Here is a 24,798-nt window from a genome sequence, read left to right on the forward strand (position 1 = left end):
CGGCAAGCGCGCAATAAACAAGCAGAGGGGATCCGACCACACCAGCAGACAATCAGGTATAGTGTTGGCACCCAGAATAAATAAAGAAAACAATCGCCATCCCTATGACTCCAGACAAGTTCTCTCCTCCCTGGTGGGCACGCAGCCCACATATTCAAACTATCCTGCCGGTACTGACCAAGGAGCAATCCCCCAAAGTCACCCGCGAAAGACTGGAGCTGGCAGATGGGGACTTCATAGATCTGGACTGGTGTGGACAGGCCAGCAATGGGAAACCTGTACTGGTGTTGATACACGGATTGGAAGGCAGTTCAGAGTCCCACTATGCCAGACGGATGCTTAACCAGTGCCATCTTAAGGGACTGACCGCCGTGGTCCACCACCACAGAAGTTGCTCAGGCCTGCCCAATCGTTTAGCCCGCAGCTACCACAGTGGCGACACTGAGGACTTAGGGCATACACTGACGCAGATCCGTACGCGACTGCCTGACTCCCCCATCTGGGCCTGTGGCTACAGCCTGGGAGGCAATATCGTGACCAAATACCTGGGAGAAACAGGCAGTGACAGCCTGATAGACCGCGCCGTTGTGGTTTCCGCGCCCTTACAGCTGGGCGCCTGTGCCGAGCGACTTAAAGCGGGCTTCTCCCGGGTTTACCAGAATTACCTTATCCGCCAGCTGCAGGCGAAAACCCTCGAAAAGGTGAACCATCCACAGCTGGGCAAGCAGATGCCGCTGGACGAGAGCAAAGTCAGGGAGCTAACGACCTTTCATCAATTTGATGACGCAGTCACAGCGCCCTTGCATGGATTCAAGGGTGTGCAGGATTATTATCAGCGGGCAAGTGGGATGCCTTTTCTCGCCAAGATCCAGGTGCCTACTCTGGTCCTCCACGCCGGTGATGACCCCTTTATGACCTCGGATGTCATCCCTCCCCCTAACGGTCTTGCACCAAATGTCGAGTATGAATTGCAACCACTTGGTGGTCATGTTGGCTTTATCAATGGTGGTCTTCCCTGGCGCCCGAGGTATTATCTGGAGCCAAGAATTCTGTACTTCCTGACCGGAGAATCCTGATGCTTATTCCCTACAACTCGCTGCTGGAGTTGCCCGAGGAAACCCTGAACAACCTGATCCGCGAATACCTGTTCACTCAGGTGGAAGACGGTGGCTTTGACACCCTGTCCGGCGACTCCCTGAAACATGCCATAAGCCGCTGCAGGGATGCTCTGAAACGGGGTGAGTTGGTAGTGGAGTATGGTGAAGAAGATGAGTCTATCGCTATTCGCAACCGCGATCAGATCATCGGCACTCAAAATTGACCTTTACGGCAAGGCTGCCGTATAACAAGGCATAACTCAAAAGTAAAAGCAGGCAATTGGAATGTCAGCGAAACACCCTATTATTGCCGTAACAGGCTCTTCGGGCGCAGGAACAACCACGACTACAACGGCATTCAGCCACATCTTCAGACAGCTGGGGATCAACGCTGCGTTTGTGGAAGGCGACAGTTTTCATCACTACACCCGGGCAGAAATGGAAGTCATGATCCGTAAAGCCCAGGCTGAGAATCGTCATATCAGTTACTTTGGCCCTGAAGCCAATGATTTTGCCCGACTGGAGCAGTGCTTCAGCGACTATAGCACCACAGGTAATGGTGAGACACGTTCCTACCTGCACACCTTTGATGAAGCCGTACCCTACAACCAAATGCCCGGCACTTTCACTCAATGGAAGCCGTTGCCGGAAAGCACTGACATGCTCTATTACGAGGGCCTGCATGGCGGCGTAGTGACCGATGATGCGGATGTCGCCCAGCATGTGGACCTGCTTATTGGCATGGTGCCCATAGTCAATCTGGAGTGGATCCAGAAAATTGTGCGGGACACCAAAGAGCGGGGACATACCCGTGAAAAAGTGATGGGCTCGATTGTGCGTAGTATGGATGATTACATCAACCATATGACGCCTCAGTTTTCCCGTACCCATATCAACTTCCAGCGTGTACCTACGGTTGACACCTCAAACCCATTCAGCGCCAAAGGCATTCCCAGCCTGGATGAGAGCTTTGTGGTTATCCGCTTTCGCGGCATAGAGAATGTGGACTTTCCCTACTACCTGAGCATGATTGATGGCGCCTTTATGTCCCGAATCAATACCATGGTTGTGCCCGGAGGGAAGATGCCTCTGGCAATGGAACTGATCCTGACTCCACTGATAAGAGATCTGATGGAAAAGCGTCGCCAGTTGCTCAGCCCGGAAAATGAGTAATCCCTTAAGATTGGTTTAAGCAGACTGTTTTATGCTTCAACACGTCGGGATTTCAGGCGAAAGACTGATGGTTGACCTGCTCTAGGGGATGAATTCCCCCATCTTGATCTGTTCGTTCCCTTGAGTAAGTCAACAGTCCCGATATACCAATTCACCCTGTGGATTGGATCTGGTTTCTTCACTCACAGAAACGCAAAAATGCGCTCAAGCAGCGCATTTTTTATGTCTTGAGCCAATCCAGTTACAGCAGTGGGATCACTTCGCGATAGGCCCGCTTTTGCAGGTAAATCTGCAGTCTTTGCTGGAACTCACTGATATCCGCCACTTCGGGACGTTGTCTCAGGGCATCAATCGCCTTTTGTTGAGTCGACACAGCAGCGGCAAAATCCCCCGTTTCAGCATAGGCTGCCGCCAGGTTATCCAGAATAGATGGGTCCTGCTCGTCATGTTTCAGCAGCTCCAGCGACAGTTCAACGGCTCTGGTACCATCACGGTACTCTCCCTCTGGGCAGGTAGCCAAAATCCACGCGACATTGCCAAGTGAAACCTGATCGCCCGCACTGTTAAAGTGTTCAACAGCCTGACCGCAATTTCGCTGAATACCATCTCCTCCAGCGCCGAAAATCAATCCAAGACGGAAATAGGCATAAGGTTGGCCGGTTTGCGCCAACTCCTGATACCAATGTACAGATTGCTCCAGATCTCTGGGGACGACTTTACCGTCATAGTAGAGATCGGCCAGTGTCTGAATCGCTTTGACATGCTGATTACTGGCCGCACGCTGCAACCACTCCAGGCCCACTTCAGCCTGCTGGTCAACATAACGACCAGACAGATACATCAACCCCAGCAGGTATTCGGCTTCTGCATCACCACTTTGAGCGTTCAACTCAATAAAGGCGACCTTGGTTGCCACTTTCTCTGCGTCAGGCTGAGGAACACTGAATGCCCAGGCGCCCTGACTGACTGACAACAGTGCAGTTACTGCGACTGCGAATGTCCACCGCTTTGTCATGTCATTAACCTCTGTTATTGATTTGTCATCGCTTTATTGCTCAGCTACAAGTTAGCCAGAAAACTGCACACAAGTCGACCTCTCCTGACATTGCGTTAAGCCTCTGTCCAGATAACTACGTCATAATGTCCAAATAAAGGTTAAGATGTGATGTAACCTACAGAGTTCAACGAATCCTGAAGAGTTAACGGTCTGCTGAGTTGACTAATATCACTAAAGTAGCAGAATACCGCGAATGTCAAAACCAAGCTTGACAAGCGCATTGCCCCTAGAAATACGCATAGTAAGACGCCAGTCAAGGAATTAAGGGTTTAATTGACGTAAAATGCTTGTTTAGAATATTCTAACTTTCGTTTTTATCAGTAGAGGAACATAGGCATGGCTCTGATTGGTAAACCAAAACCTGATCCAACTCTGGAATGGTTTTTATCACACTGTCACATTCACAAGTATCCAGCCAAGAGCACACTGATCCATGCTGGTGAAGACTCTGACACTCTGTACTACATAGTTAAGGGTTCTGTAGCCGTTTTGATCAAGGATGAAGAAGGCAAGGAGATGATCCTGTCTTATTTGAATCAGGGTGACTTCATCGGTGAATTGGGTCTGTTTGAAGAGCAGGCTGAACGTACTGCCTGGGTTCGCGCCAAGCAGGCATGTGAAATTGCAGAAATTTCATATAAAAAGTTTAAGCAGTTGATCCAGGTAAACCCTGAGATCCTGATGAAGCTGGCTTCTCAGATGGCTTACCGTCTGCAAAGCACCAGCCAGAAAGTGGGTAACCTGGCGTTCCTGGACGTTGCCGGTCGCATCGCTCAGACTCTGCTGCACCTGGCCAAACAGCCAGATGCAATGACCCATCCAGATGGTATGCAGATCAAGATTACCCGTCAGGAAATTGGCCAGATCGTAGGTTGTTCCCGCGAAACTGTAGGCCGTATCCTGAAGATGCTGGAAGAGCAAAACCTGATCCAGGCTCACGGTAAGACTATCGTAGTTTACGGCACCCGCTGATCTCCCCCCTCCCTAAGTTAGGGTTCAGTTTGGTTTAAGCCTGAAACATTAAAGTGGCGCAGAATAAATTCTGGGCCACTTTTTCTTTTGGGTAATCAGGGGAGCTTTTATGACAAGGCTGTTTTTCATTTGCTTTTTCAGCCTGTTAGCTTTCCTGCCCTGGGTCAGGGTGGCCGCCTCAACCACAGAGTTACACCATAATCAGGCCGTCACTTTGGTCGCCTCCGGCCAGATACTTTCACTGACAGATACTCTCGCCATCGTAAGCCATTACTGCAACGGCAAATTAATGGACGCGCACCTCTATCAGGAGGGTCATAAATGGCGGTATGATTTGGAACTCAAGGTACATAAAGGTCAACTGTTAAAGTTGAGCGTGGACGCCCGCAGTGGTAAGCCTGTATCCGGTCTCCCTCTACCCAGTGAATGTCAGCCAAATGAAACTACTGCTCGTTGAAGATAACCACCTGCTGGTGCAGGAACTGCAAAAACAACTCAAGCAGGCAGGCTATGTTACCGACGTAACAGACAAGGCCTCCGAAGCTGATTATCTGATCAGTGAAACCCAATATGATTGTGTGATCCTGGATATCGGCCTGCCCGACGGCAATGGCCTTGATTTGTTGGGAAGCTGGCGTAATCGCGGCGTGAACACCCCGGTGATCATGCTGACTGCACGCAGCCAATGGCACGAAAAAGTGGAAGGCTTCAATGCCGGCGCCGATGACTACCTTGGCAAACCCTTTCATGCTCAGGAGCTGCTGGCCCGGGTCCAGGCCTTGATCCACCGCGCTTCGGGAAGAATGAACTCCCCCACCAAGACCCTCAGCTTTGGCGGCGTAACGCTGGACGAATCCCAGCAAACGGTCACTGTTGACGGCGTGACATCTGAATTGACCGCAATGGAGTTTCGTCTGCTGAAGATCTTCCTGCTGTCGCCCAAGAAACTATTGTCCAAATCTCAGCTCACCGACAAGCTATATCAGTTTGATGATGAGAAAGAGAGCAATGTGGTTGAAGTCTATGTGACTCACCTGCGCAAAAAGTTGGGGAAAACTGCCATCGAGACCCGTCGCGGTCAGGGATATATCTTCCACGGCCAAAACCTATGATGTCAATTCGCACCAAACTCAGCCTTTGGCTGACCGCTTTGGTGGTGCTGGGCACCATCATAGGCATGGTGCTGTTCGAATCCATGCTCAGGCAAGCCTTCCACGACTCGATTATCAATCGTCTGGAAGAGGACCTTGAGCATGTCATCATGGCTACCCACTTCCACGACGGCGAGATAAGTATTGATGAGACAGAGCTGTCCATCTTTTACAAACCCGCCTACTCCGGCCGCTATTTTCAGCTTAACCTGCCCAATGAAGTGATTCGCTCCCGCTCGCTGTGGGATCAAACCCTGGATATTGAAAACCTGGCCAAAGGGGAAACCCGGGTGTGGCAGGCTAAAGGCCCCAAAAATCATGATATGCAGCTGCTGTCAGTGGGCCTGAGTTCCAACACCAGTAACCTGACAGCAACCCTGACAGTCGCTCAGGACCTGAGTATCGGCCGCAGGGTATTCAGCGAAATCTATGGCACCAAACTGGTAGTCAATCTGGGAATGCTGGCCGCCATGATAGCCGGTATATTCCTTGTGCTGCGCCAGTCTTTCCAACCCCTGATGCGAATGACCCAGACCCTGTCACAGCTCAGAGACGGCGACATAACCAAGCTTGAACTGGATGACCTTCCCCCGGAGATTGTGCCACTGGCCCGCAGCCACAATGAACTGCTGGACTATGCAGCCAACCAAATCAAACGCAGCCGTAATAACCTTGGCAACCTCAGCCACGGTTTGAAAACCCCGCTGGCGGTGATGCAGCAACAGGTTGAAGTACTTGGGCTGAAAGATCCTGAGCTTGCCGAAGCCATGCAACAGCAGTTGGATCAGATCCGTAAGATGATTGAGCGCAAGCTGGCCGCCGCCAGAATCACTGGCAGTATGCTGCCGGCAGCGCGAATGCAACTGCCTGATGATCTGGATGGTCTTACCAACACGCTTGGCAAGGTCTATAGCTATAAGCAGCTTCACTGCCAGTTTGATCTGGACACTCAGGTCAGCCGCCTTCCCATCCACAGAGAAGATGGCATGGAACTTCTGGGCAATCTGCTGGATAACGCCTATAAATGGGCCCAAAGCCGGGTGAGCATTTCTGTACGCCAGACAACCGATGGCGTCAAAGTCACCATTGAGGATGACGGACCTGGCGTTGAGGATGATGAGCTTAACCTGCTGACAGAGCGAGGCACCCGTCTTGACGAGTCAGTGATGGGACATGGCCTTGGCTTGTCGATAGTGAAAGAGATCTGTGAGCAGTACGATATTCGCCTCAGCTTCAGCCGGGGCCAGTCTCTGAGCGGTCTGAGTATATTGTTGGAGTTTGCCCAGTAAAAAAGCGGCCTCAGGCCGCTTTTTTATCAATGCATAACAGTGGGTATCAGGCAGACTGCTTCCCGGATACGGCATTGGTGCTCTCAAAAATTTTATCTGCTGAGGCGGCAACAAACCCGGTATACAGTTCACCATCTGGCTTGGGATATCTCAGCGCAAATTCATAAAAGCAGCTTGGAATTTTCAGCTTGGTATCTTCAAAGGCTACTTCAATCTGATCAGCCATAGTTGAGGACTGCTCAAGCAATACCTCAGCAGAGCCTTTGATCTCACCACCAGAAGTATTCAGTACAAAGCCACCCTCTTTCAATGCCAGATTGACCTCTTGTAAGGAGTCGTAGCCGGGCAGATGATTGACTGAAACAGTGAAGTGATTAGCACGGTATCCGATGGCAGCGACCCAGGCAGCGTACTCACTCTCGGCCAATAAGGCCTGATAAGTTTCACTGTCCAACTTCCAGTGACGACCGGAATAGAGGAAATCTTTCTGAGTCAGTGCCTGTTCATCAATCTGTTCAACCAGAAATGCCACCTTGTCCTGAAGTTCAGGGCTGAACTCCTCAACCAGCAACTCAGAAATAAATACCTTGGGTTGAGTTGGGTCAGGGTGCTCATAATGCTTGGCATTCAGCTTCTTAGCTTCAAAGTTATAATCACCACAGGCCTTATAACCAAGCGCTTCAAAATGAGCCGCCAGCACCTGTAAATTAACCTTGGGCAGGTTAAAAGTACGCAGGGCAATATGGTCATTAATAATGTCCTCACCCTTACCAAGTAGTTCGTGTACCTTGGCGGCGGAAGGGGTCATCTGGATGTAATCAGTCCACAGAGCAGAAAACAGCTCATTCACATCAGTGTGCATCTGGTCTCCTTTTTAAGCCTCACTGGCTGGCAGCCCCGGCTTTAGGTCGTATTTAATTTTAGTAAGAAAATATAAAAAAACGCCCGCTGAGCGGGCGTTCAATTACAGGCTCAGGCCCGGACTCAAAGCTGCAGGCAAACTCACAGAATCAGACTCCATGGATGCCACAGGATAAGCACAGTAATCGGCAGCATAGAAAGCTGACGCTCTGTGGTTACCGGATGCGCCGACACCACCAAATGGAGCGGAGCCGGATGCACCTGTTATCTGCTTGTTCCAGTTGACGATACCCGCGCGGATACGTGCCAGGAAATACTCATAGTCATCACGACTGTCTGCCAGCAGGCCGGCAGACAAGCCATATTTGGTATTGTTGGCAAGGCGAATCGCTTCATCAAAGTCTGAGTAACGAACCACTTGCATCAGAGGACCGAAATACTCTTCATCGGGCAATTCCGCTACGGAGGTCACATCTATGATTCCCGGAGAAACCAAGCCAGTGCCCGCCTTGAGGTGCTTGAGTTCCACCAGCGACTTACCGCCGAGAGACAAGAGGTTATCCTGGGCACTAACCATACCTTTAGCAGCAGCTTCGGAGATCATTGAGCCCATAAATGGCTGCTGTTCGTCGTTCCAGGCACCAACACGAATCTGTTTGGTGGCTTCCACCAAATTTGTCAGCAACAGATCTCCAGCTTCGCCTACAGGAATGTAGAGACGGCGGGCGCAGGTACAACGCTGACCAGAAGAGATAAAGCCAGACTGAATAATGTCGTGTACAGCCGCCTTGGTGTCGGCAACATCCCGAACAATAAGTGGGTTATTGCCACCCATTTCCAGTGCCAGAATCTTGCCTGGATGACCGGCATACTGCTGGTGCAGCAGATGACCGGTACGGGAACTGCCGGTAAAGAACAACCCATCCAACTGTGGATGCGAAGCCAGAGCCTTACCGGTTTCCACCTCACCCTGAACCAGGTTAATGACACCGGCAGGCAAACCGGCCTTCTCCCAGAGCTTCAGAGTTTCTTCTGCAACTTTTGGGGTCAGCTCAGAAGGCTTGAAAATAACAGTATTACCCGCCAGTAGTGCAGGCACTATATGACCATTTGGCAGATGTCCCGGGAAGTTGTAGGGACCAAATACTGCCACTACGCCGTGGGGCTTGTGACGTAATACCGCCTTACCGGCAGGAGTTTCAGACTCGGTCTCGCCGGTGCGCTTGTGGAATGCACTGACGGATAAACCAATCTTACCTATCATTGCAGCCGCTTCAGTGGCGGTTTCCCACCGAGGCTTACCTGTTTCCTGAGCAATCACTTCTGCAATATGGTCTTTGTTCTCCTGCAGCAGATCGCGATATGCCTCTACTACTTTCAATCGGCCTTCAAAGCCCAACATAAACCAGTCAAATTGCGCGTCTCTTGCCGCAGTAACTGCTGCTTCTACCTGTGCAGGAGTCGCACTTTGCCCCTGCCAAATCTGTTCGCCGTTGGCAGGATTGCCGGACGCCATAGCATGGCCTTCACCGGCCAACCATTTTCCGTTGATAAACTGTGTCATCTTGCTTTTCCTAAATCGCCAAAATTCTTACTTGATCGCCGATATTCACCATCAGGGCTTCGGCTTCTTCTGCTGTCAGCATCAGGTTCCTGGCCTCATCGTCCAGAGTTCGCTGAACAATGATGGCGCGGTAGTTCTCCACCTCACCATTGGCCACAATGTAGGTATCGCCCACAGCATCCACCTCACCTGTGCTGACCTCCAGGCTTCTGCTTGCCTGCACTGAGCGGATATCTGTAAGGTTGCATTCCACCGTAGGGCCGCCATCAAAGATGTCGACATAGCCTCTGTGACGGAAGCCTTCGGCATGCAGCAAACGCAATGCCGGGCGGGTATTGGCATGAACCTCACCTATCACTTCCTGCGCCTCTGAAGGCAGCAAAGGAACATAGATAGGATTGCGGGGCATCATCTCACCCATAAAGGCTTTCTGCCCCAAGCCGGACAAATAGTCAGCGTGAACGAAATCAATGCCCAGAAAATGCTGTTGCAGCCAATTGTAGAAAGGAGAGTTACCTTCGTCATCACTGACACCACGCATCTCGGCGATAACAATTTCACCGAAACGCTCCGGATGCTCAGCTAAAAACAGGAAACGGCTGCGTGACAGAAAACGGCCATTGTTCCCCTGACGATAACCTTCTCGCAGGAACAAGGTACAAAGCTCTGCAGCACCTGTGTAGTCGTGACACAGCGTCAGGGTTTCCACCTCGTTGCGCACATCTATCTGCTCCGAGTGGTAAACCTCTGTCCCCAGGCGATAGTGATAAAAGGCATCTTCCATGCCTACCGCGGCCTCAATGCCACAAGTACCTACAACCTCGCCGGTTTCTGAATCTTCCATCACCATGAGGTAACCTTCGTCGAAAGGTTTTTCTACCTGTTTGCTGACAGACGCTTCAGCTCTGGCGATTTTATTGCGCAGTAACTCCTCGTTGACAGGCAACGAGGTAAAGCCATGCCCCGACTCATGGGCGATTTGCAACAGCGCATTGAAATCCGAAGAGCGGATTGGACGTATGATTAGCATCTGATGTCTCCTGAAGTGCGCCACGGGCAATCCGTGGCGCCTTGGCTCTTAGCCTGCCACTACCTTGGCAACAGCCTGCTCAAAACGCTGCAGACCTTCGGCAATGTCCTGTTCAGGGATCACCAGAGAGGGAGTGAAACGAACTACGTTGGCACCGGCAACCAGCGCCATCAAACCTTCTGCAACAGAGGCCACCAGGAAATCACGGCTGCGGCCTTGATATTTATCATTGAGCACAGCACCCAGCAGCAGGCCTTTACCACGAATCTCAGAGAACACCTGGTACTTGGCGTTGATGCGCTCCAGTCCTTCACGAATCATCTGCTCGCGCTGCTTAACACCTTCCAGAGTTTCTGAGGTATTGACCACACCAAGTACTGCGTTACCCACAGCACATGCCAGCGGGTTACCGCCATAGGTGGAGCCATGGGTACCGACTTTCAGGTGTGTTGCGATTTCTGCAGTGGTCAGCATAGCCGCAATAGGGAAACCGCCTCCCAACGCCTTGGCACTGGTCAGAATATCCGGAACAATGCCAGTATCCATATAGGCATAAAGATGACCTGTACGGCCGATACCGGTTTGCACTTCATCAAAAATCACCAGTGCATTGTGCTTGTCAGCCAGAGCACGAACCGCCTGCAGGAACTCTTTGGACGCAGGAATAATGCCGCCTTCCCCCTGCAGAGGCTCCATCATAATGGCGCAGGTCTTATCTGAAACAGCAGCTTCCAGTGCAGCCACATCATTGAATGGCAGGTGGGTGATAGACTGTGGCTTAGGGCCAAAACCATCTGAATAAGCAGCCTGACCACCTACACTGACGGTAAAGAAAGTGCGGCCGTGAAAGCCCTGATTAAAGGCGATAATCTCGTCCTTTTCAGCACCAAACTTGTCTAAAGCATAACGGCGTGCGAGCTTCAGGGCAGCTTCGTTGGCTTCAGCACCTGAGTTGGCGAAATACACTTTGTCAGCAAAAGTACCTTCCACCAGGTGAGTCGCCAATTCAAGAGCAGGCTCATTGGTCATGACGTTGGACAGATGCCACAGCTTTTGTCCCTGAGTAGACAAAGCATCAACCAGAGCAGGATGACAGTGACCCAGACAATTCACGGCAATACCACCGGCGAAATCGATAAATTCGCGACCTTCCTGATCCCATACCCGGCTACCATCTCCGCGCACAGGAATTACTGCGGCAGGTGAATAGTTAGGCACCATCACCTCATCGAATTGGGCTCGGGTCAGATTCATTGCATTGCTCATAGTGCTTTCGTCCTTTGTTGTTATCAGGGGTAATTGCCAGTGCGATTACCACAGGTCCAGCCCGCCGCTTTGTTATTTGAATATGAACGCGACAGGGAAGTTTTTTGTTACTTGTGGGTCATTATTAGCGAAAATGTGACGAGAAAGCCAGTTTTTAACAGCTTATGGGGTAAATCCTGCACTCTTCAGTGCATAAAGATTGCAGTTTAAGAATTGTTCAGGCGTTTTAGACGGGGGTTTGCAGCATATTTAGTCATAAAAAATATCGCTTTACCGCAAACCATTGTTTATATGCATTGATAATGAATAAATAAACAAGCATCCTCGATTGAAAATCACCTTGGATCTGTATTTCAGACAAGATCCAACTTGCGATAATTTTGTCCGCGCAGCAGCTCAATCTCGTCTGGCGTAAATTGATAATAGTCGATAATCAGCTCCCTTTCCTGAGGGTAGAGTTTCCTCTGCTCCTCCAAAAACAGTATTTTGGCAAAGGCATTACCTCTGGCAATCAGAGCGGCATCTTCAGATAGGTCGGCATAGCGCATGGTATAGCTCAGTTCCCTGAGCACTTCAGTAATGCGGCTCTCACCAAACCCGAGCAGATCCAAAAGCTGCCAGTTCAGCTCAAGCTCGTACTCCATTACCTTTTCATAGACCTGATTGGCAGGGAACTCTGTTGCCAGCACGGCATCATATACCTCCCTTTCCTTGCTGTTCTCAGCCTCTCGCAGCCAGGATCCCCATATCTGCTCGAAAATCTCCGCACTGTTATTCAATATTGCTGACGTACCCAACTGATATTGCAAGGCACAAATATAAGCAAATGCAGCATCTTTGCCCTGGGCAGTCGCCAGGGTCTGACTGGCAATAGCCGTGACTATGTTGTAACGCCACAACTTTCGGGTAGTCCACAGCAGGTTGGGGTGTCCGCTGGGCAACCAACGACGAACACAGAAATAGGGGATAAGGGTCTGCAGGTTTTCAATACCGATAAAACTCAGCACCAGCTTAAGATCAGAGACTTTCACATCAGAACGGTTAGGCCGCTTGGCCCGGAAGGAGGGACTGTTAACCAGATTGGTGAGGTCGTGGACCAGCCAGGACAGGTCGTTGACATACAGATAGAGCTGGTTCATATCAGGCGCAGACGATTGCAATAATTCCAGCAACATGATCTGCTGCTCACTGATTTTGGTATGCCTGAGCACATCTGCAGGTTCTGCCAACCTGAAATCAATGCTGCGTCTGACCGCCTCAGAGAGTTGACTTGATACCGCTTCGAAAATTTGACGGCTCTGCAGCTGTTTTTCCAGCCGGTCCAATACGGCATCACGCTCTACTGCAAGCTTATTGGCATGGGCTTCAATTTCTTCATCGAGTCCGTCCAACATAGCGCCGCTTTTCTGCTTACCCACAATCAACAAGCGATAGAGCTTGGCCTCTATCTCCAACAGTTTTCCTGGTTTTACTCCGCCCGCTATAGAAACAACCACCCTGTATCCTTCCTCAAATTACGTGGCAGGCCAAAAGTCGGCCAATCATTCCCTTCCAAGTAAATATGGAGCAGCCGGGACCCGGCTGCCACCATAAATGCCATCAAAACTGACTGTGGCTACTCTTTTAGTGTCTCTTCAAACAATTTATGTATACGACGATACTCATCCAGCCAACTCGAAGGCTGCTTAAATCCATGAGGTTCTACCGGATAGATGGCGGTTTCAAACATAGGCTTTTCCAGCTCAATCAGCCTTTGTACCAGGCGCACACTGTCCTGAAAGAACACGTTGTCATCCAGTACCCCACTCATAATCAGCAAAGGCTTTTGCAGGCCTTCGGCGTGCTCTATGGGCGAGCTTCGCTCATAGGCGATGGGATCTACATCCGGCGTATTCAAAATATTTGATGTATAAGGAGCATTATAGTGTGCCCAGTCAGTTACGGGGCGTAATGCCGCGCCACTCTGAAACAGTTCTGGTTGCGTAAACAGCGCCATAAAGGTCAGGAAGCCACCATAAGAGCCGCCATAGGTACCGGCTCGCTGTGCATCCACATTGGCATGCTTTGCCATCCACTTCACACCATCACTCAGATCCTCAACCTCAGGTTTCCCCATATTGCGGTAAACCGCGGTGCGCCAATCCCGGCCATACCCCTTGGAACCCCGATAATCCATATCCATTACTACATAACCCTGCTGCGCCAGCAGGTTATGAAACATAAATTCGCGGAAATAGCCGGAGAAACCATAATCGGCGTTCTGCAGATAACCGGCTCCGTGGTTAAAGATCACCGCAGGATATTTATCGGCACTGTCCGGATTAAATCCAGCCGGCAGATAAACCCGGGCATAAATATCCTCAGCGCCATGGCTTGAGGGAACGGCAACCACTTCCGGCGCCTGCCAGGGGTAGGACTTGAACTCATTGCTCGTGTAATCAGTGAGCTTTTTCATCTCTCCGCCAATAGGCTGCAGATAAAGCTCTGCTGGCTCGGTTCGCCTTGAAGCGTTCAGCAGTAGCGCATCCCCCTGAGGACTCAACTCATATTCCAGATTGCCATCCCACTGAGTCAGTTGCTCATCCTTACCTGATGCCAACTCGACACGATAAACGTTATAGATGCCGGGGTGCTGCTTATTGGCACGGTAATAGATATATTTTGCGTCCGGACTCAGAGTGATATCGCTGACCACATAAGGTCCCTGCGTCAGAGCTTTCGCTTTACCACCCAAAGGTTTGAGATAAAGGTGTGAATAGCCGCTCTCTTCCGACAGGTAGTAAAGGGTGTCTGTATCCGGCAACCAGCCATACTGGTTATGGGTGTAGTTAACCCATGCATCATCGTGCAGCCTGTGCTGAGTGCTGAACTTACCCTTATCCAGATCTACTGTCGCGATCCAGCGGTCTTTGTTATCCAGTGCTTCCACCATCAAAGCCAGCTTGTTATCACTGCTGTGCCATTGAACCGGACTCTGACTCCAGCCCCAGTCCAGCATCAAAGCTATGGTGCGCGGCGACTTTTCAGAGTCGTACTCTTCGCCTTGCGCGGCTGCATTCTCTGACTTAACTTTTGCCAGAACATCCTCATCGTAACCGGTTAAACCTTCGATGGTGATTGGCTTTTGAGTACCCTCCTGAGTATCCAGCAGCAAAAAGCTGTGACCGCTGGATTTTGCCTCAGCAACACGGGCACGCGCAGGAACCGCATCGACATAGCCATCCTTGCCCAGATAGTCCGGCATAATGTCGTGGTCACTGCGCCACTTATCTGACTTTTCAGACAGGGCAAGCAGGATGTAACGACCATCCGGTGACACACTCAATTCAGCAATACGCTTACCCTTACCGACATAAAACGGCTCGGCGGCCATGGTCGGATCGACAGCCAGCAGCGCCTGCTTACGTTGCTCTTTATCTTTGGCATTATCATGTTGCAGCGCGACGTATTTGATTAACCTGTGCTGCTGTTTGGCAAGATAGGAGTCAGGCTCCTGAACTCCTTTGGGGGCGTTTTGAGTCTCAATCTGCGCCAGCTGATGGGTTAAGCCTGATTCAGTATCAATCACGGACACCTTACCGCCCTGCCAATATGCTATTGAGCCATCGTTTAAATAGCGTAGATCTTTAATGGCGTTGTTACTGCGGGTCAGCTGACGAACCTTTCCTGACGCTAAATCTTTAACAAACAGATTTCCCTGATAAAGATAGGCTTTCTCTGTTCCCTTGTTATTCAGAACACCAACACGCTGATCAGCACTGTGAAGCTGAGCCAGCTCTAGCTTGGTTTTACTGCCATTATCCAAGTCCAATTGATAATAGTCTTTCAGTACTGAGGCACTTGGCTGGCGGCTGTAATAGACGCTTTGTCCATCATCAGCAAAGTAAGCACCCTGCGCACGAATCCCCATCCAGTCAGGGTCAGCCATAATCTGTTGCAGAGTAAGGGGTTGGTCAGCCTGTGGAGGCGCCAGCAATTGCACATTGGCCGCTGCAGTCGCAGCAGGCCTGGAATCAGCGGGGGCCTGAGTCGTGCTGCAGGCTGACAGAAGTGCCAGCGACAAAGCGCTGACAGCCAGATGTTTGATCATATTCCTTCCTTTCTTATTATTTCTGCCCAATCTCTCTTCCTAATTCAGGCAGCATGGTCAATTTATATCACAGGATACTCAGTTAGCCTGAGTCATGTTGAATCCGAACTTTGACAAACAATCGGTGCACTGCGGAGCATTCCAGAATAAAGCCTTGGTTACCGGCCAAGAATTTCGTAATCCTGGTCCGATATTTGTCTAAGACCATAATGGTGCAGCTTGGATCTGGAGCCCTCACCATGAGCCTTGGGAGGATAGTAATTACCCTTTAGCGATGGCTGTTCTGAGTAGACCTCATCCAGTACAGCCCTGATATCACTCAAAGTTTTATCAAGACTGTTTTTAAAGTTGGGCCGTTTGCGAACCGTATGTCCCAGCTCAACCAAACGTAAGAAATATTTGTTCGCCAATGTCTGTAGCTCTTCCGGCATATCTTTATTTTGGCTCAGCAAAGTCTCGTTATCCCTGGAGCAAAACTCCAGTAACGCCGCGTAAAAGCAAATAGGTTTGTTCGCCATCACTACGGCAGGGCCACCACTTGAGTGCCTCAAGGTCCGCTGCTGCAGGTCGAGGATCAGCCTCGGATTCAGTAATTGCTCTTCGGGAGTTATTTCCGCAACAACATCCGGACGCAGCCTTGAATAACAAAGAGCAGTCAGGATAAGTGCCAACAGCAGGCAGGTTAAAGAGGTATAGTCGGCAACATTTCTGGGGGCCGCATAAAAAGTAAGCGCCAACTTATCACCGGGCGTAACCAGTATTTTGATGATTTCCGCATTAGCTGCAATTCTCTCGGGAGGCCCCAACTCAATCAATAGCACAGGTGAAGCCTGACGTTGCAACTCTTGATTAATTGTCCCTATGTAACGGGAGATTATCTCTCCCCGCTCAACCTGATACGCCGCGTTGCCAGACAACGGTAATCGACTCATGTCCAACGCAACACGGTTGGCAACAGTGTCGACACCGGCTTGTTGATTTTCTGCCCTGGACCAGTCGACACCGGCAATATATATCAGTTGCAACAGCAACCAGAATCCCAGGAATATCGGCAACAACTGCCAGCGTTTACCAATACTCATTGGCCCTCCGGCGATTCGCACTGCCAGACGGGAGTTACATCCCTGAAGTAACCATTCATGGTCAGCGACAGCGAAATCAGATCATCCTGTACAGCGCAAACCAGATCCGTATTTCGTTGGGCCAGCTTTAGATACCAGCGGGCACCGCTGATATTTTCCCGTATCGGGGTGATGTAATTGCGGGAGAACGCTTTTTCGTCGGCCTCCTGCCAATAGGTGGAAATAATATCCACTTCACCGGCCGCCAACAGGTTTCTCAGCTCAGCGTGGGAACTGGCATAGCGAATATCCAACTCATCCACATCCAGACCCAGGGTATTAAAGAACCTTTTTGGCAGAATATGACCAGAGCGGCTGGTCGGTGAGGACAGGAGGCCCAGAGTCTTCCCTATATAGTAAGACTTCTCAAGTAAGGGTTTCTCTTTATTGGAAAGCAGGAATGCAGAATAGCTGGGGTATTGAAGTATGGGGTGGTAGTTGTGTGTGGGCTCTCCCATGAGAGCCTGCATAATGTTTTCGTTTGTCATGACCAGATCAGCCAGGCCCTTGCCGAGAAACTCTAGCGCATCACTAACTTTATATCCCCAGACCACCTCAACTGCGCCAAATTGCCTCACGATCACAGGGTTCTGACACAACTTATCCAGCAAGGGGGTAGCAAGGGCCTCTTCCGGGATATGCACAACGAACATATCGCTGTTGACAGCTCCGGGGATCTCGCATTGAGCCGACAAAGACAACAAGGAACGCCCGGAAAGGTCTGGTGCCTCTCCCTGCAGCATTCCCAGGGTCATACTTACGGCGGAAAAAAGTAATAAAAACGAAACAATTAACCAGCCTGATGCTCTGTAATCCGTCAGTGCTGTCATTCAATCCTCATTGAATCTCAAGTCCACCGCAATTCAAACAAAAAAAATTACCTGTTACAACAGGTTAATTTACCCATCACACGTAACCTATTGTTTACATTAAATTGTTAACAAGAAATTATGAATATTGATAAGTACTTTCAAGAGCCATGTTAAATGTTGGACAATAGCGCCAACAAATTAACGAGATAACAACAACACCAACCAATGAGAAACATTCTATTTGGGGCGCAACTGCTGGCATTAATTCTGGTTCCGGCAATGTTCAGTTCAAATGCCCTTGCCTGGGGACAAAATGGCCACCGAGTTATAGGTCAGGTAGCAGAGAATCACCTGACTCCCAATGCCAGTATGGCTGTGGCAGCTTTGCTGGGGGAGGACAGTCTTGCGGAAGTCTCCACCTGGGCAGATGAGATGCGTTCAAACCCGGATGAGATGTGGCAGGGCATGCACCATTGGCACTATATCAATATGAATGGCACCAATGACTTTAACCCAGATGCCTATAAAGTGGTTGCCGATACTCCCCATAAAGATATTCAGGATATCTATGGCGCTATTCTCAAATCGATTGCCGTGCTCGAATCCACAACCAGCAGCCAGCAGGAAAAAGCATTTCATCTGAAACTGCTTACTCATATGGTGGGGGATATTCATCAGCCCATGCATGCAGGACACAAACACGACAAAGGCGGTAACGATGTCGACGTTGAGTTCTTCCGCAGTCCCACCAACCTGCATGCCCTTTGGGACACCAAACTGATTGAATCTTTAAACCTGTCATACACAGAATTGTCGGCGTTTATCGATACCAATAATTCATCGCTGATTGACGAAGCACTGAACTCCGCGCCTTCAGACTGGGTACTGGAGTCTCACACTCTGGCCCAGCGTCTTTATCAGCAACCTAAAACCGGCCTTTCCTATCGCTATATCTACGACTTTATGCCGCTGGTGAAGCAACGACTGCTTCAGGGCGGCGTACGTCTTGCCGGATTACTCAACCAAATCTTCGATGATTCTGCAACTATGCCTGTCAGTGGTAAGACAGGTGTTGGCGCGGAAACATCAAACCTCAGTACCCAAAAATATAACCGCTAAGGGAAATGTTGAAATGAGCAACGCACTGAAGAAAAACGCTCTGGCACTGGCAATTATTGCCGGGATGGGCATGAGTGGCGCCGCATTCGCGAATGAAACCACTTCTGCTATTAAGGGCTTTATCACAGGACCAAACGGCCAGCCAGCTGAAGGCACCAAGGTCACCATCATCCACGTTCCTACAGGCTCTACCAAGGAAGCTGTAGTTAACGAAGCAGGTTTGTTTACCACTCAAGGCCTGCGTGTTGGTGGTCCATACCAGGTAGTTCTGGATTCGGATGAGTTTGATGACACTATTGTCAACGATATCAGCCTGCTGCTGGGTCACACCTATCCAGTAAATGTGCAGTTGGAGCCGAAGAACGATGTTGAACGCATCGAAGTAACCGGCCGTGTCATCAGCGCCCTGTCTGGTGGTGTGGGTCCTTCTGTGACCTTTACCGAGCGTGATCTTGAGCGCCGCCCTGCTATCAACCGCGACCTGAAAGATATTGTTCGTTCCGACCCACGTATCTATATCGATGAGTCCGGTGGCAGCGACGCTATTCAGTGTGCCGGTGGTAACCCAAGATTCAACAGTCTGACCCTGGACGGCGTTCGCATGAACGACAACTTTGGTCTGAACCGTAATGGTTACCCAACTGTACGTACCCCATTCTCCTATGATGTACTTGATCAGGTGAGTGTAGAGCTGGCTCCTTTCGATGTTCAGTATGGTGGCTTCACCTCCTGTAACTTTAACGCCGTTACCAAGTCGGGAACCAATGACCTGTCCGGTGGCATGTTCTATGACTTCACCAGCGACAGCCTGACCGGTGATGAAGTAGAAGGAGAGCATGTAGATCTGGGTGATTTCTCTACCAAGCGTTATGGTGTGCATTTTGGCGCTCCGCTGATTGAAGACACCCTGTTCTTCTTCGGTTCTTATGAGAAGTTGGAAGGTAACGAGATCTTTGAATACCCAGGTTTTGGTGACAAGATCACCAATGCCGACATCGACCGTATCCGTCAGATCGCCAAAGAAAAATATGGTTACGACATCGGTGGTATGCCAGGCAGTGCCCCGGTTGAAGATGAAAAGCTGTTGATCAAGTTGGACTGGAACATCAATGATGACCACCGTGCTAACCTGATCTATAACTACAACGATGGTTTTGAGATTGATCAGTCCGATGATTGGGCTGTGACTCTCGACTCACATTTCTACGAGCGTGGTGCAGAACTGCAGTCCTTGGTAGGTTCTTTGTACTCTGACTGGAGCGACAGCTTCAGTACAGAAGTTCGTATCAGCAAGCAAGATGTTGATATGCGTCAGGAGTCTCTTGATGGGGCCAGCGGCTTTGGTGAAATGCAAATCCGCCATAACGGTACCACTGTATTCATCGGCCCTGATGACTCTCGCCAGTCAAACGATCTGGACTATGACAGCTTTAACTTCAAACTGGCAGGTACTTACTACCTGGATGCGCATACCATCACCGCCGGTTATGAATATGAAAAGCTGAACGTCTTTAACCTGTTCATGCAGCACACTCAGGGCGAATTCCGTTTCCGTTCAATTGAAGACTTCGAAAACGGCATGGCAGATCGTGTGTACTACAACAACTCTGCGGGCACTAACAACCCGAATGATGTTGCAGCTAACTTCAGTTTTGCCCAGCACACCTTCTATGTTCAGGACCAGTATGAGTTCACTGACGTGGATCTGACTCTGACCTTTGGTCTGCGTTATGACTACTACACCAGTGATGATGTACCTAATCCTAACCCTAACTTCCAAGACCGCTACGGCTTCAGTAACCAGAAGAACATGGATGGCATCGACCTGCTGCAACCACGTGTTGGCTTTAACTGGCAGGCAACTGATGCGCTGGAAGTTCGTGGTGGTTTCGGCCTGTACTCTGGTGGTAACCCGAACGTTTGGGTATCCAACTCTTACTCCAACGATGGTGTAACTCAGATTGGTACCTTCCGCAGTGGCTTCGACCTGTTTAACAACCCAATGACAGATGGCGAGAAGCCTGGCTTTGGTGTACCACAGGAGATGTTTGACGAAGTGGCCAATACCCCAATTGGCGGTGGTGACGGTACTGTAAACGCCATTGATCCTAACTTCGAAGTTCCTTCTGAGTGGAAATTTGCCCTGGGTGGTACTTACACCACAGAAGATAACTACATCTTCGCTTTGGATATCCTGCACAGTGAGAAGAAAGACTCTGCCATTGTTCGCGACATCTCTATCGCTTACTCGGATCAGGTAGCGCCGGACGGACGCCCAACTTACGACAAGCTGAATAACCGCGGTCGTAACAACGACTTCCTGTTGACTAACGTCGATGGTGACGGCGGCCAGTCTACTGTTATCTCTACCTACGCATTTAAAGAGTGGGATAACGGTATCAATGCCACCATAGGTTACGCCTACACCAATGCTGAAGACGTTAACCCAATGACCAGCTCTGTAGCGGGCTCTAACTACAGTAACATTGCTGTATATGACGCCATCAACCCAAGTCTGGCAACTTCAAACTACGAAGTACCACACCGCTTCACCCTGCAGTTGGGCTACGAAGTTGAGTTCTTCGCTGGCTACTCCACTAACTTCTTCCTGCTGGGTCAGGCAAGTGAAGGTCGTCCATACAGCTACACCTTCGACGACAGCGATGGTGCGTTCGGCGATGGCAACTGGAACGGCGACCGTCAGCTGCTGTACATCCCAATGGTTGACGATCCAAACGTGGTATATGCAGATGGCTTCGATAAAGCTGCCTTTGATCAGTTCATTGCAGACAACGGTCTGAGCCGCGGTTCTATCGTTGGCCGCAATAGCCTGAACGCTGATTGGTGGGTGAAGTTCGACCTGAAAGTTTCCCAGGATATTCCAGGTTTCTGGGATGGTCACAAAGGTCAAATCTACATGACCATCAAGAATGTGGGTAACCTGCTGAACGATGATTGGGGTGTACTGAAAGAAGGTGCATTCGTAGGCAACCGTATGGTTGAAGCCAGCATTAACGACCAGGGTCAGTATGTCTATGACAGCTACTCTGGAAACGACGCTCTGACTGTAGAGAACCAGGCATCACTGTGGCAGATGAACATTGGCGTAAGCTACAAGTTCTAATCTGACTCAGCTAATATGCAAAAAGGGCATCATTTGATGCCCTTTTTTACGTTTTCAATTCAGTCAGCTGATATCGAGAAAGTTCTGCAGCAACTCATGTCCCTGCTGAGTCAATATAGACTCAGGGTGAAATTGAACGCCATACAAGGGCATTGTTCTATGGCTAATCCCCATGATCTCGCGACCATGAACAGGATCATCAAACCAGGCGTCCAGCTCAAACTTGTCCGGCACCTGGTCCAACAGCAATGAATGATAGCGAGTCACTGTAAGCGGATTCGACAAACCTTTAAACACACCGCCCTGGTTGTGATTGATATTACTGGTCTTGCCGTGCATGACTCTTTGCGCTCTGACCACCTCAACGCCGAATACCTGACCTATCGCCTGATGTCCCAAACAAACGCCAAGCAGGGGAATCTGGCCGGCAAAACTCTCAATCGCTTTGAGGGACACGCCGGCTTCGTTGGGACTACAAGGACCCGGAGAGATCACCAGGTGTGAGGGAGCAATATCTTTGATCTCCGCCACACTGATCTCATCATTGCGGCGAACCATGATCTCCTGCCCCAGCTGCTGGAAATATTGCACCAGGTTAAAGGTGAAAGAGTCATAGTTGTCGATCATCAACAGCATTAAAGTGTCCCGAAAAATCCATTGCCAAGATTGGCTTATTGGCGGCGAATGCTACCACAGCCAAAGCCGACATTCATCAACACCAAACATAGTCTAGACTTGATAGAGGGCATGACTATAACTAAAACACCACCGCCTTTCCCTGAGCCTATAAATTAACTGGACCGGTAAGGATGGCCCAGAGCCTATATGTTGCGTCGACTGATAACACTGGGGTGCGAATACTCTGATACCAAGACACTGGAACGAAAGATCATTCTGGTGAATATTGCTGCGCTGCTCTCCATCATTACCACTGCTGCTTATTACCTGCTTTATCTTATCTACGACAATTCAGCTCTGTTGTTCTCAGGGGGATGTCAGATGTTATTGCTCCCCCTGTTCTCGCTGTCACTGTGGAACAACTATAGAGGTAATTTCACATCAGCCCGCTGGCTACTGTTTTTAGTTGCAGTGATCAGTGTGTTGACGGCTATCACTACAGGACAGGGAACCGTCTTCAACACCCATTTTTACTTTATGCTTTTTGCCATCCTTCCCATTGCACTGTTTCGCAATGAAGAATGGTTGAGTAAAGCTGCTATGACATCGCTCAACATGATTATCTATATCTATCTGGAGGTGTTTGGCTGGCCCCATGATCCGGCGATGGAACTGCTGAACCAAAGTCAGGTCATGTTTCTGCAGGTCATGGTTGCTGCATCCTGTATCTCCTGCTTGATGATATTGCAATCCATCAACGAGGTTTACGCAGAACAGGCCGAACAATCACTTCAGCGACAGGCATTCACTGACGGTCTGACAGGCCTTTACAATCGTCGCTACTTCTCCATCCAGCTTAAGCAAAAAATGGCTCAGGCTCCCCTGTGTTTGCTGATGATGGATGTAGATCATTTTAAGCAGGTAAATGACAACTATGGTCATGATGCGGGAGATCAAGCACTGAAGCACCTCGCTGAGGTGGTGATTGAGCATTTGCGATCAAATGAACTCTTTGCCCGAATTGGAGGAGAGGAGTTTGCGCTGATATTACCGGCAAAAGAGGCACGTCAACGGGCAGAAAAGCTCAGGCTTGCCATTGCATCTACCCCACTCTTCTATAAATCCAGGCGCATAGACCTCACCGTTTCTATTGGTGTCTATCAAAAGGGCAATGGTGACTCTGAAGAAGATATTATGAGGGGAGCTGACAAAGCTCTGTATCTGGCCAAGGTTCAAGGGCGCGACAGAGTAATCACCAACTCAGCCCCAGAATACAAAAAAACCAGCTGAATCAGCTGGTTTTTTCTGGCGAATATCTGTGGTTCCGTTATTTGACCACAGTCAGATGAGGGCGACGTTTTTCAGGCTCTTCTTCCGCCTTAACCACGTCATCACTCATCAACTCCTGCTCTTCAATCATGGCATCATCAGCCATAAAAGCTTCTTCCATTTCGAACACCACGCCTGCACCATTCTCACGGGCATAGATAGCAATGACGGAAGCTAAAGGCAGGAGTATTTGCTGAGGAACACCACCAAAGCGGGCACTGAACTCAACAAAATCATTCCCCAATTGCAGATTGCTGACCGCCGAAGGCGCAACATTCAGCACTATCTGCCCATCTTTAACATATTGCTGCGGAACCCGGGTGCCTTCGACATGAGCATCAACCACCAAATGGGGTGTCAGGTCATTGTCCAGCAACCATTCAAAGTAGGCACGCAACAGATATGGACGATGGGGAGTCATATTTGCCATTTACAGCCCCATGCGCAATTCACGTTCAGCTTCGGTCAGAGAAGCCTTGAATGATTCACGCTCGAAAATGCGGGTCATATAAGCATTGATGTCTTTGGCAATACGGGCGTCCAGCTCAATACCCAGAGCAGGCAAACGCCACAACAGTGGACCAAGATAGCAATCAGCCAGACCGAACTCTTCGCTCATAAAGTATGGCATTTCAGCAAATACTGGCGCCACAGCAGTCAGGCTTTCAGCCAACTCTTTACGAGCAGCATCAGCACGGTCACCTTTCTTGATGCGATCAACCAGCACATACCAATCGCTTTCGATTCTGTGCATCATCAGACGGGTTTGGCCGCGGGATACAGGATAAACCGGCATCAGAGGCGGGTGAGGGAAGCGCTCATCCAGATATTCCATGATGATGCGAGACTCGTACAGTACCAGTTCACGGTCTACCAAAGTTGGAACTGTGTTGTAAGGGTTAACTTCCAACAAGTCCTCTGGCATATCGCTAGGGTTTACCTGCAACACATCAACAGTGACACCTTTTTCTGCCAAAACAATGCGAACTTGATGGCTATACAGATCATCGGCCCCGGAGAACAGGGTCATGACAGAGCGTTTATTGGCAGCAAGAGCCATTGATACCCTCCAGAATCAGAAACAAAGAAACGAGGGGCCCAGCCCCCCGTTTACACTATGCGGAT

22 protein-coding genes are annotated in these 24,798 nt (G+C 49.9%); 10 read left to right on the forward strand and 12 right to left on the reverse strand.

Going from position 1 to position 24,798, the window contains the following annotated elements:
* Window positions 1–104: 104 nt before the first annotated feature.
* The 3 genes from L2725_RS19640 (at window position 105) to L2725_RS19650 (ending at window position 2,270) form a co-directional block, all read left to right on the forward strand.
* Window positions 105–1,076 (forward strand): hydrolase, encoded by a 972-nt coding sequence (locus L2725_RS19640; RefSeq protein WP_249250526.1) that lies wholly within the window; start codon window positions 105–107, stop codon window positions 1,074–1,076.
* On the forward strand, window positions 1,076–1,321 hold the full coding sequence (locus L2725_RS19645) for a YheU family protein (RefSeq protein WP_249250527.1): 246 nt from the start codon (window positions 1,076–1,078) through the stop codon (window positions 1,319–1,321). The genes L2725_RS19640 and L2725_RS19645 overlap by 1 nt, the downstream gene beginning before the upstream one ends.
* Before the next feature lie 61 nt (window positions 1,322–1,382).
* Complete coding sequence (locus tag L2725_RS19650) at window positions 1,383–2,270, forward strand: phosphoribulokinase (protein ID WP_249250529.1); 888 nt, start codon at window positions 1,383–1,385, stop codon at window positions 2,268–2,270.
* A gap of 241 nt (window positions 2,271–2,511) precedes the next feature.
* Here the strand turns inward: L2725_RS19650 and L2725_RS19655 are convergent, their stop codons facing one another.
* Complete coding sequence (locus tag L2725_RS19655; RefSeq protein ID WP_249250530.1) at window positions 2,512–3,285, reverse strand: tetratricopeptide repeat protein; 774 nt, start codon at window positions 3,283–3,285, stop codon at window positions 2,512–2,514.
* Window positions 3,286–3,663: 378 nt separating this feature from the next.
* Here L2725_RS19655 and crp point away from each other — a divergent pair, with 378 nt between their 5' ends.
* From crp to L2725_RS19675, 4 genes are all read left to right on the forward strand, one after another.
* Window positions 3,664–4,299: a cAMP-activated global transcriptional regulator CRP gene (gene crp / locus L2725_RS19660; protein WP_115137106.1), complete on the forward strand. Its 636-nt coding sequence runs from the start codon at window positions 3,664–3,666 to the stop codon at window positions 4,297–4,299.
* A gap of 109 nt (window positions 4,300–4,408) precedes the next feature.
* Complete coding sequence (locus L2725_RS19665; protein ID WP_249250531.1) at window positions 4,409–4,756, forward strand: PepSY domain-containing protein; 348 nt, start codon at window positions 4,409–4,411, stop codon at window positions 4,754–4,756.
* Window positions 4,737–5,411 (forward strand): response regulator transcription factor, encoded by a 675-nt coding sequence (locus L2725_RS19670; RefSeq protein WP_115137108.1) that lies wholly within the window; start codon window positions 4,737–4,739, stop codon window positions 5,409–5,411. Before L2725_RS19665 ends, L2725_RS19670 begins: the two co-directional genes overlap by 20 nt.
* A complete protein-coding gene (locus tag L2725_RS19675) occupies window positions 5,408–6,739 on the forward strand; it encodes an ATP-binding protein (protein WP_249250532.1) in 1,332 nt (443 codons plus the stop codon). Before L2725_RS19670 ends, L2725_RS19675 begins: the two co-directional genes overlap by 4 nt.
* Before the next feature lie 46 nt (window positions 6,740–6,785).
* Here L2725_RS19675 and L2725_RS19680 read toward each other — a convergent pair whose 3' ends face one another.
* The 8 genes from L2725_RS19680 to L2725_RS19715 all read right to left on the reverse strand — a co-directional run bounded on the left by L2725_RS19680 (window position 6,786) and on the right by L2725_RS19715 (window position 17,501).
* The gene (locus tag L2725_RS19680; RefSeq protein ID WP_249250533.1) at window positions 6,786–7,601 is read right to left on the reverse strand and encodes a DUF1338 domain-containing protein; all 816 of its coding nucleotides are present in this window, start codon (window positions 7,599–7,601) and stop codon (window positions 6,786–6,788) included.
* 102 nt (window positions 7,602–7,703) lie between these two features.
* Window positions 7,704–9,164, reverse strand: coding sequence for a succinylglutamate-semialdehyde dehydrogenase (astD, locus tag L2725_RS19685; protein ID WP_248937284.1), 1,461 nt, complete (start codon window positions 9,162–9,164; stop codon window positions 7,704–7,706).
* Window positions 9,165–9,174: 10 nt separating this feature from the next.
* Window positions 9,175–10,194 (reverse strand): arginine N-succinyltransferase, encoded by a 1,020-nt coding sequence (gene astA / locus L2725_RS19690; protein ID WP_249250534.1) that lies wholly within the window; start codon window positions 10,192–10,194, stop codon window positions 9,175–9,177.
* A gap of 48 nt (window positions 10,195–10,242) precedes the next feature.
* Complete coding sequence (locus L2725_RS19695) at window positions 10,243–11,460, reverse strand: aspartate aminotransferase family protein (RefSeq protein WP_249250535.1); 1,218 nt, start codon at window positions 11,458–11,460, stop codon at window positions 10,243–10,245.
* Between the two features lie 353 nt (window positions 11,461–11,813).
* Window positions 11,814–12,956, reverse strand: a complete 1,143-nt coding sequence (locus tag L2725_RS19700) for an HDOD domain-containing protein (protein ID WP_249250536.1) — start codon at window positions 12,954–12,956, stop codon at window positions 11,814–11,816.
* Window positions 12,957–13,075: 119 nt separating this feature from the next.
* A complete protein-coding gene (locus L2725_RS19705; protein ID WP_249250538.1) occupies window positions 13,076–15,550 on the reverse strand; it encodes a prolyl oligopeptidase family serine peptidase in 2,475 nt (824 codons plus the stop codon).
* Between the two features lie 158 nt (window positions 15,551–15,708).
* A complete protein-coding gene (locus L2725_RS19710) occupies window positions 15,709–16,632 on the reverse strand; it encodes a hypothetical protein (RefSeq protein ID WP_249250539.1) in 924 nt (307 codons plus the stop codon).
* Complete coding sequence (locus L2725_RS19715; RefSeq protein WP_249250540.1) at window positions 16,629–17,501, reverse strand: type 2 periplasmic-binding domain-containing protein; 873 nt, start codon at window positions 17,499–17,501, stop codon at window positions 16,629–16,631. Before L2725_RS19715 ends, L2725_RS19710 begins: the two co-directional genes overlap by 4 nt.
* A gap of 207 nt (window positions 17,502–17,708) precedes the next feature.
* On the opposite strand from L2725_RS19715, the gene L2725_RS19720 reads away from it, so the two are divergent.
* Window positions 17,709–18,602, forward strand: a complete 894-nt coding sequence (locus L2725_RS19720) for a S1/P1 nuclease (RefSeq protein WP_249250541.1) — start codon at window positions 17,709–17,711, stop codon at window positions 18,600–18,602.
* Window positions 18,603–18,615: 13 nt separating this feature from the next.
* Complete coding sequence (locus L2725_RS19725) at window positions 18,616–21,726, forward strand: TonB-dependent receptor domain-containing protein (RefSeq protein ID WP_249250542.1); 3,111 nt, start codon at window positions 18,616–18,618, stop codon at window positions 21,724–21,726.
* A gap of 63 nt (window positions 21,727–21,789) precedes the next feature.
* Here L2725_RS19725 and L2725_RS19730 read toward each other — a convergent pair whose 3' ends face one another.
* Window positions 21,790–22,362, reverse strand: a complete 573-nt coding sequence (locus tag L2725_RS19730) for an anthranilate synthase component II (protein ID WP_249250543.1) — start codon at window positions 22,360–22,362, stop codon at window positions 21,790–21,792.
* A 189-nt stretch (window positions 22,363–22,551) separates the two neighbouring features.
* Between L2725_RS19730 and L2725_RS19735 the strand changes: the two genes are divergently transcribed.
* Window positions 22,552–23,634, forward strand: coding sequence for a GGDEF domain-containing protein (locus L2725_RS19735; RefSeq protein WP_249250544.1), 1,083 nt, complete (start codon window positions 22,552–22,554; stop codon window positions 23,632–23,634).
* A gap of 37 nt (window positions 23,635–23,671) precedes the next feature.
* On the opposite strand, the gene L2725_RS19740 is transcribed toward L2725_RS19735, so the two are convergent.
* Together L2725_RS19740 and sspA are read right to left on the reverse strand one after the other, a co-directional pair.
* Window positions 23,672–24,103 (reverse strand): ClpXP protease specificity-enhancing factor, encoded by a 432-nt coding sequence (locus L2725_RS19740; protein ID WP_115137122.1) that lies wholly within the window; start codon window positions 24,101–24,103, stop codon window positions 23,672–23,674.
* Window positions 24,104–24,733: a stringent starvation protein SspA gene (gene sspA, locus L2725_RS19745; protein WP_248937272.1), complete on the reverse strand. Its 630-nt coding sequence runs from the start codon at window positions 24,731–24,733 to the stop codon at window positions 24,104–24,106.
* Window positions 24,734–24,798: the final 65 nt, after the last annotated feature.

It is taken from the genome of Shewanella corallii, from assembly GCF_023349125.1.
Taxonomy (GTDB): Bacteria; Pseudomonadota; Gammaproteobacteria; order Enterobacterales; family Shewanellaceae; genus Shewanella; species Shewanella corallii.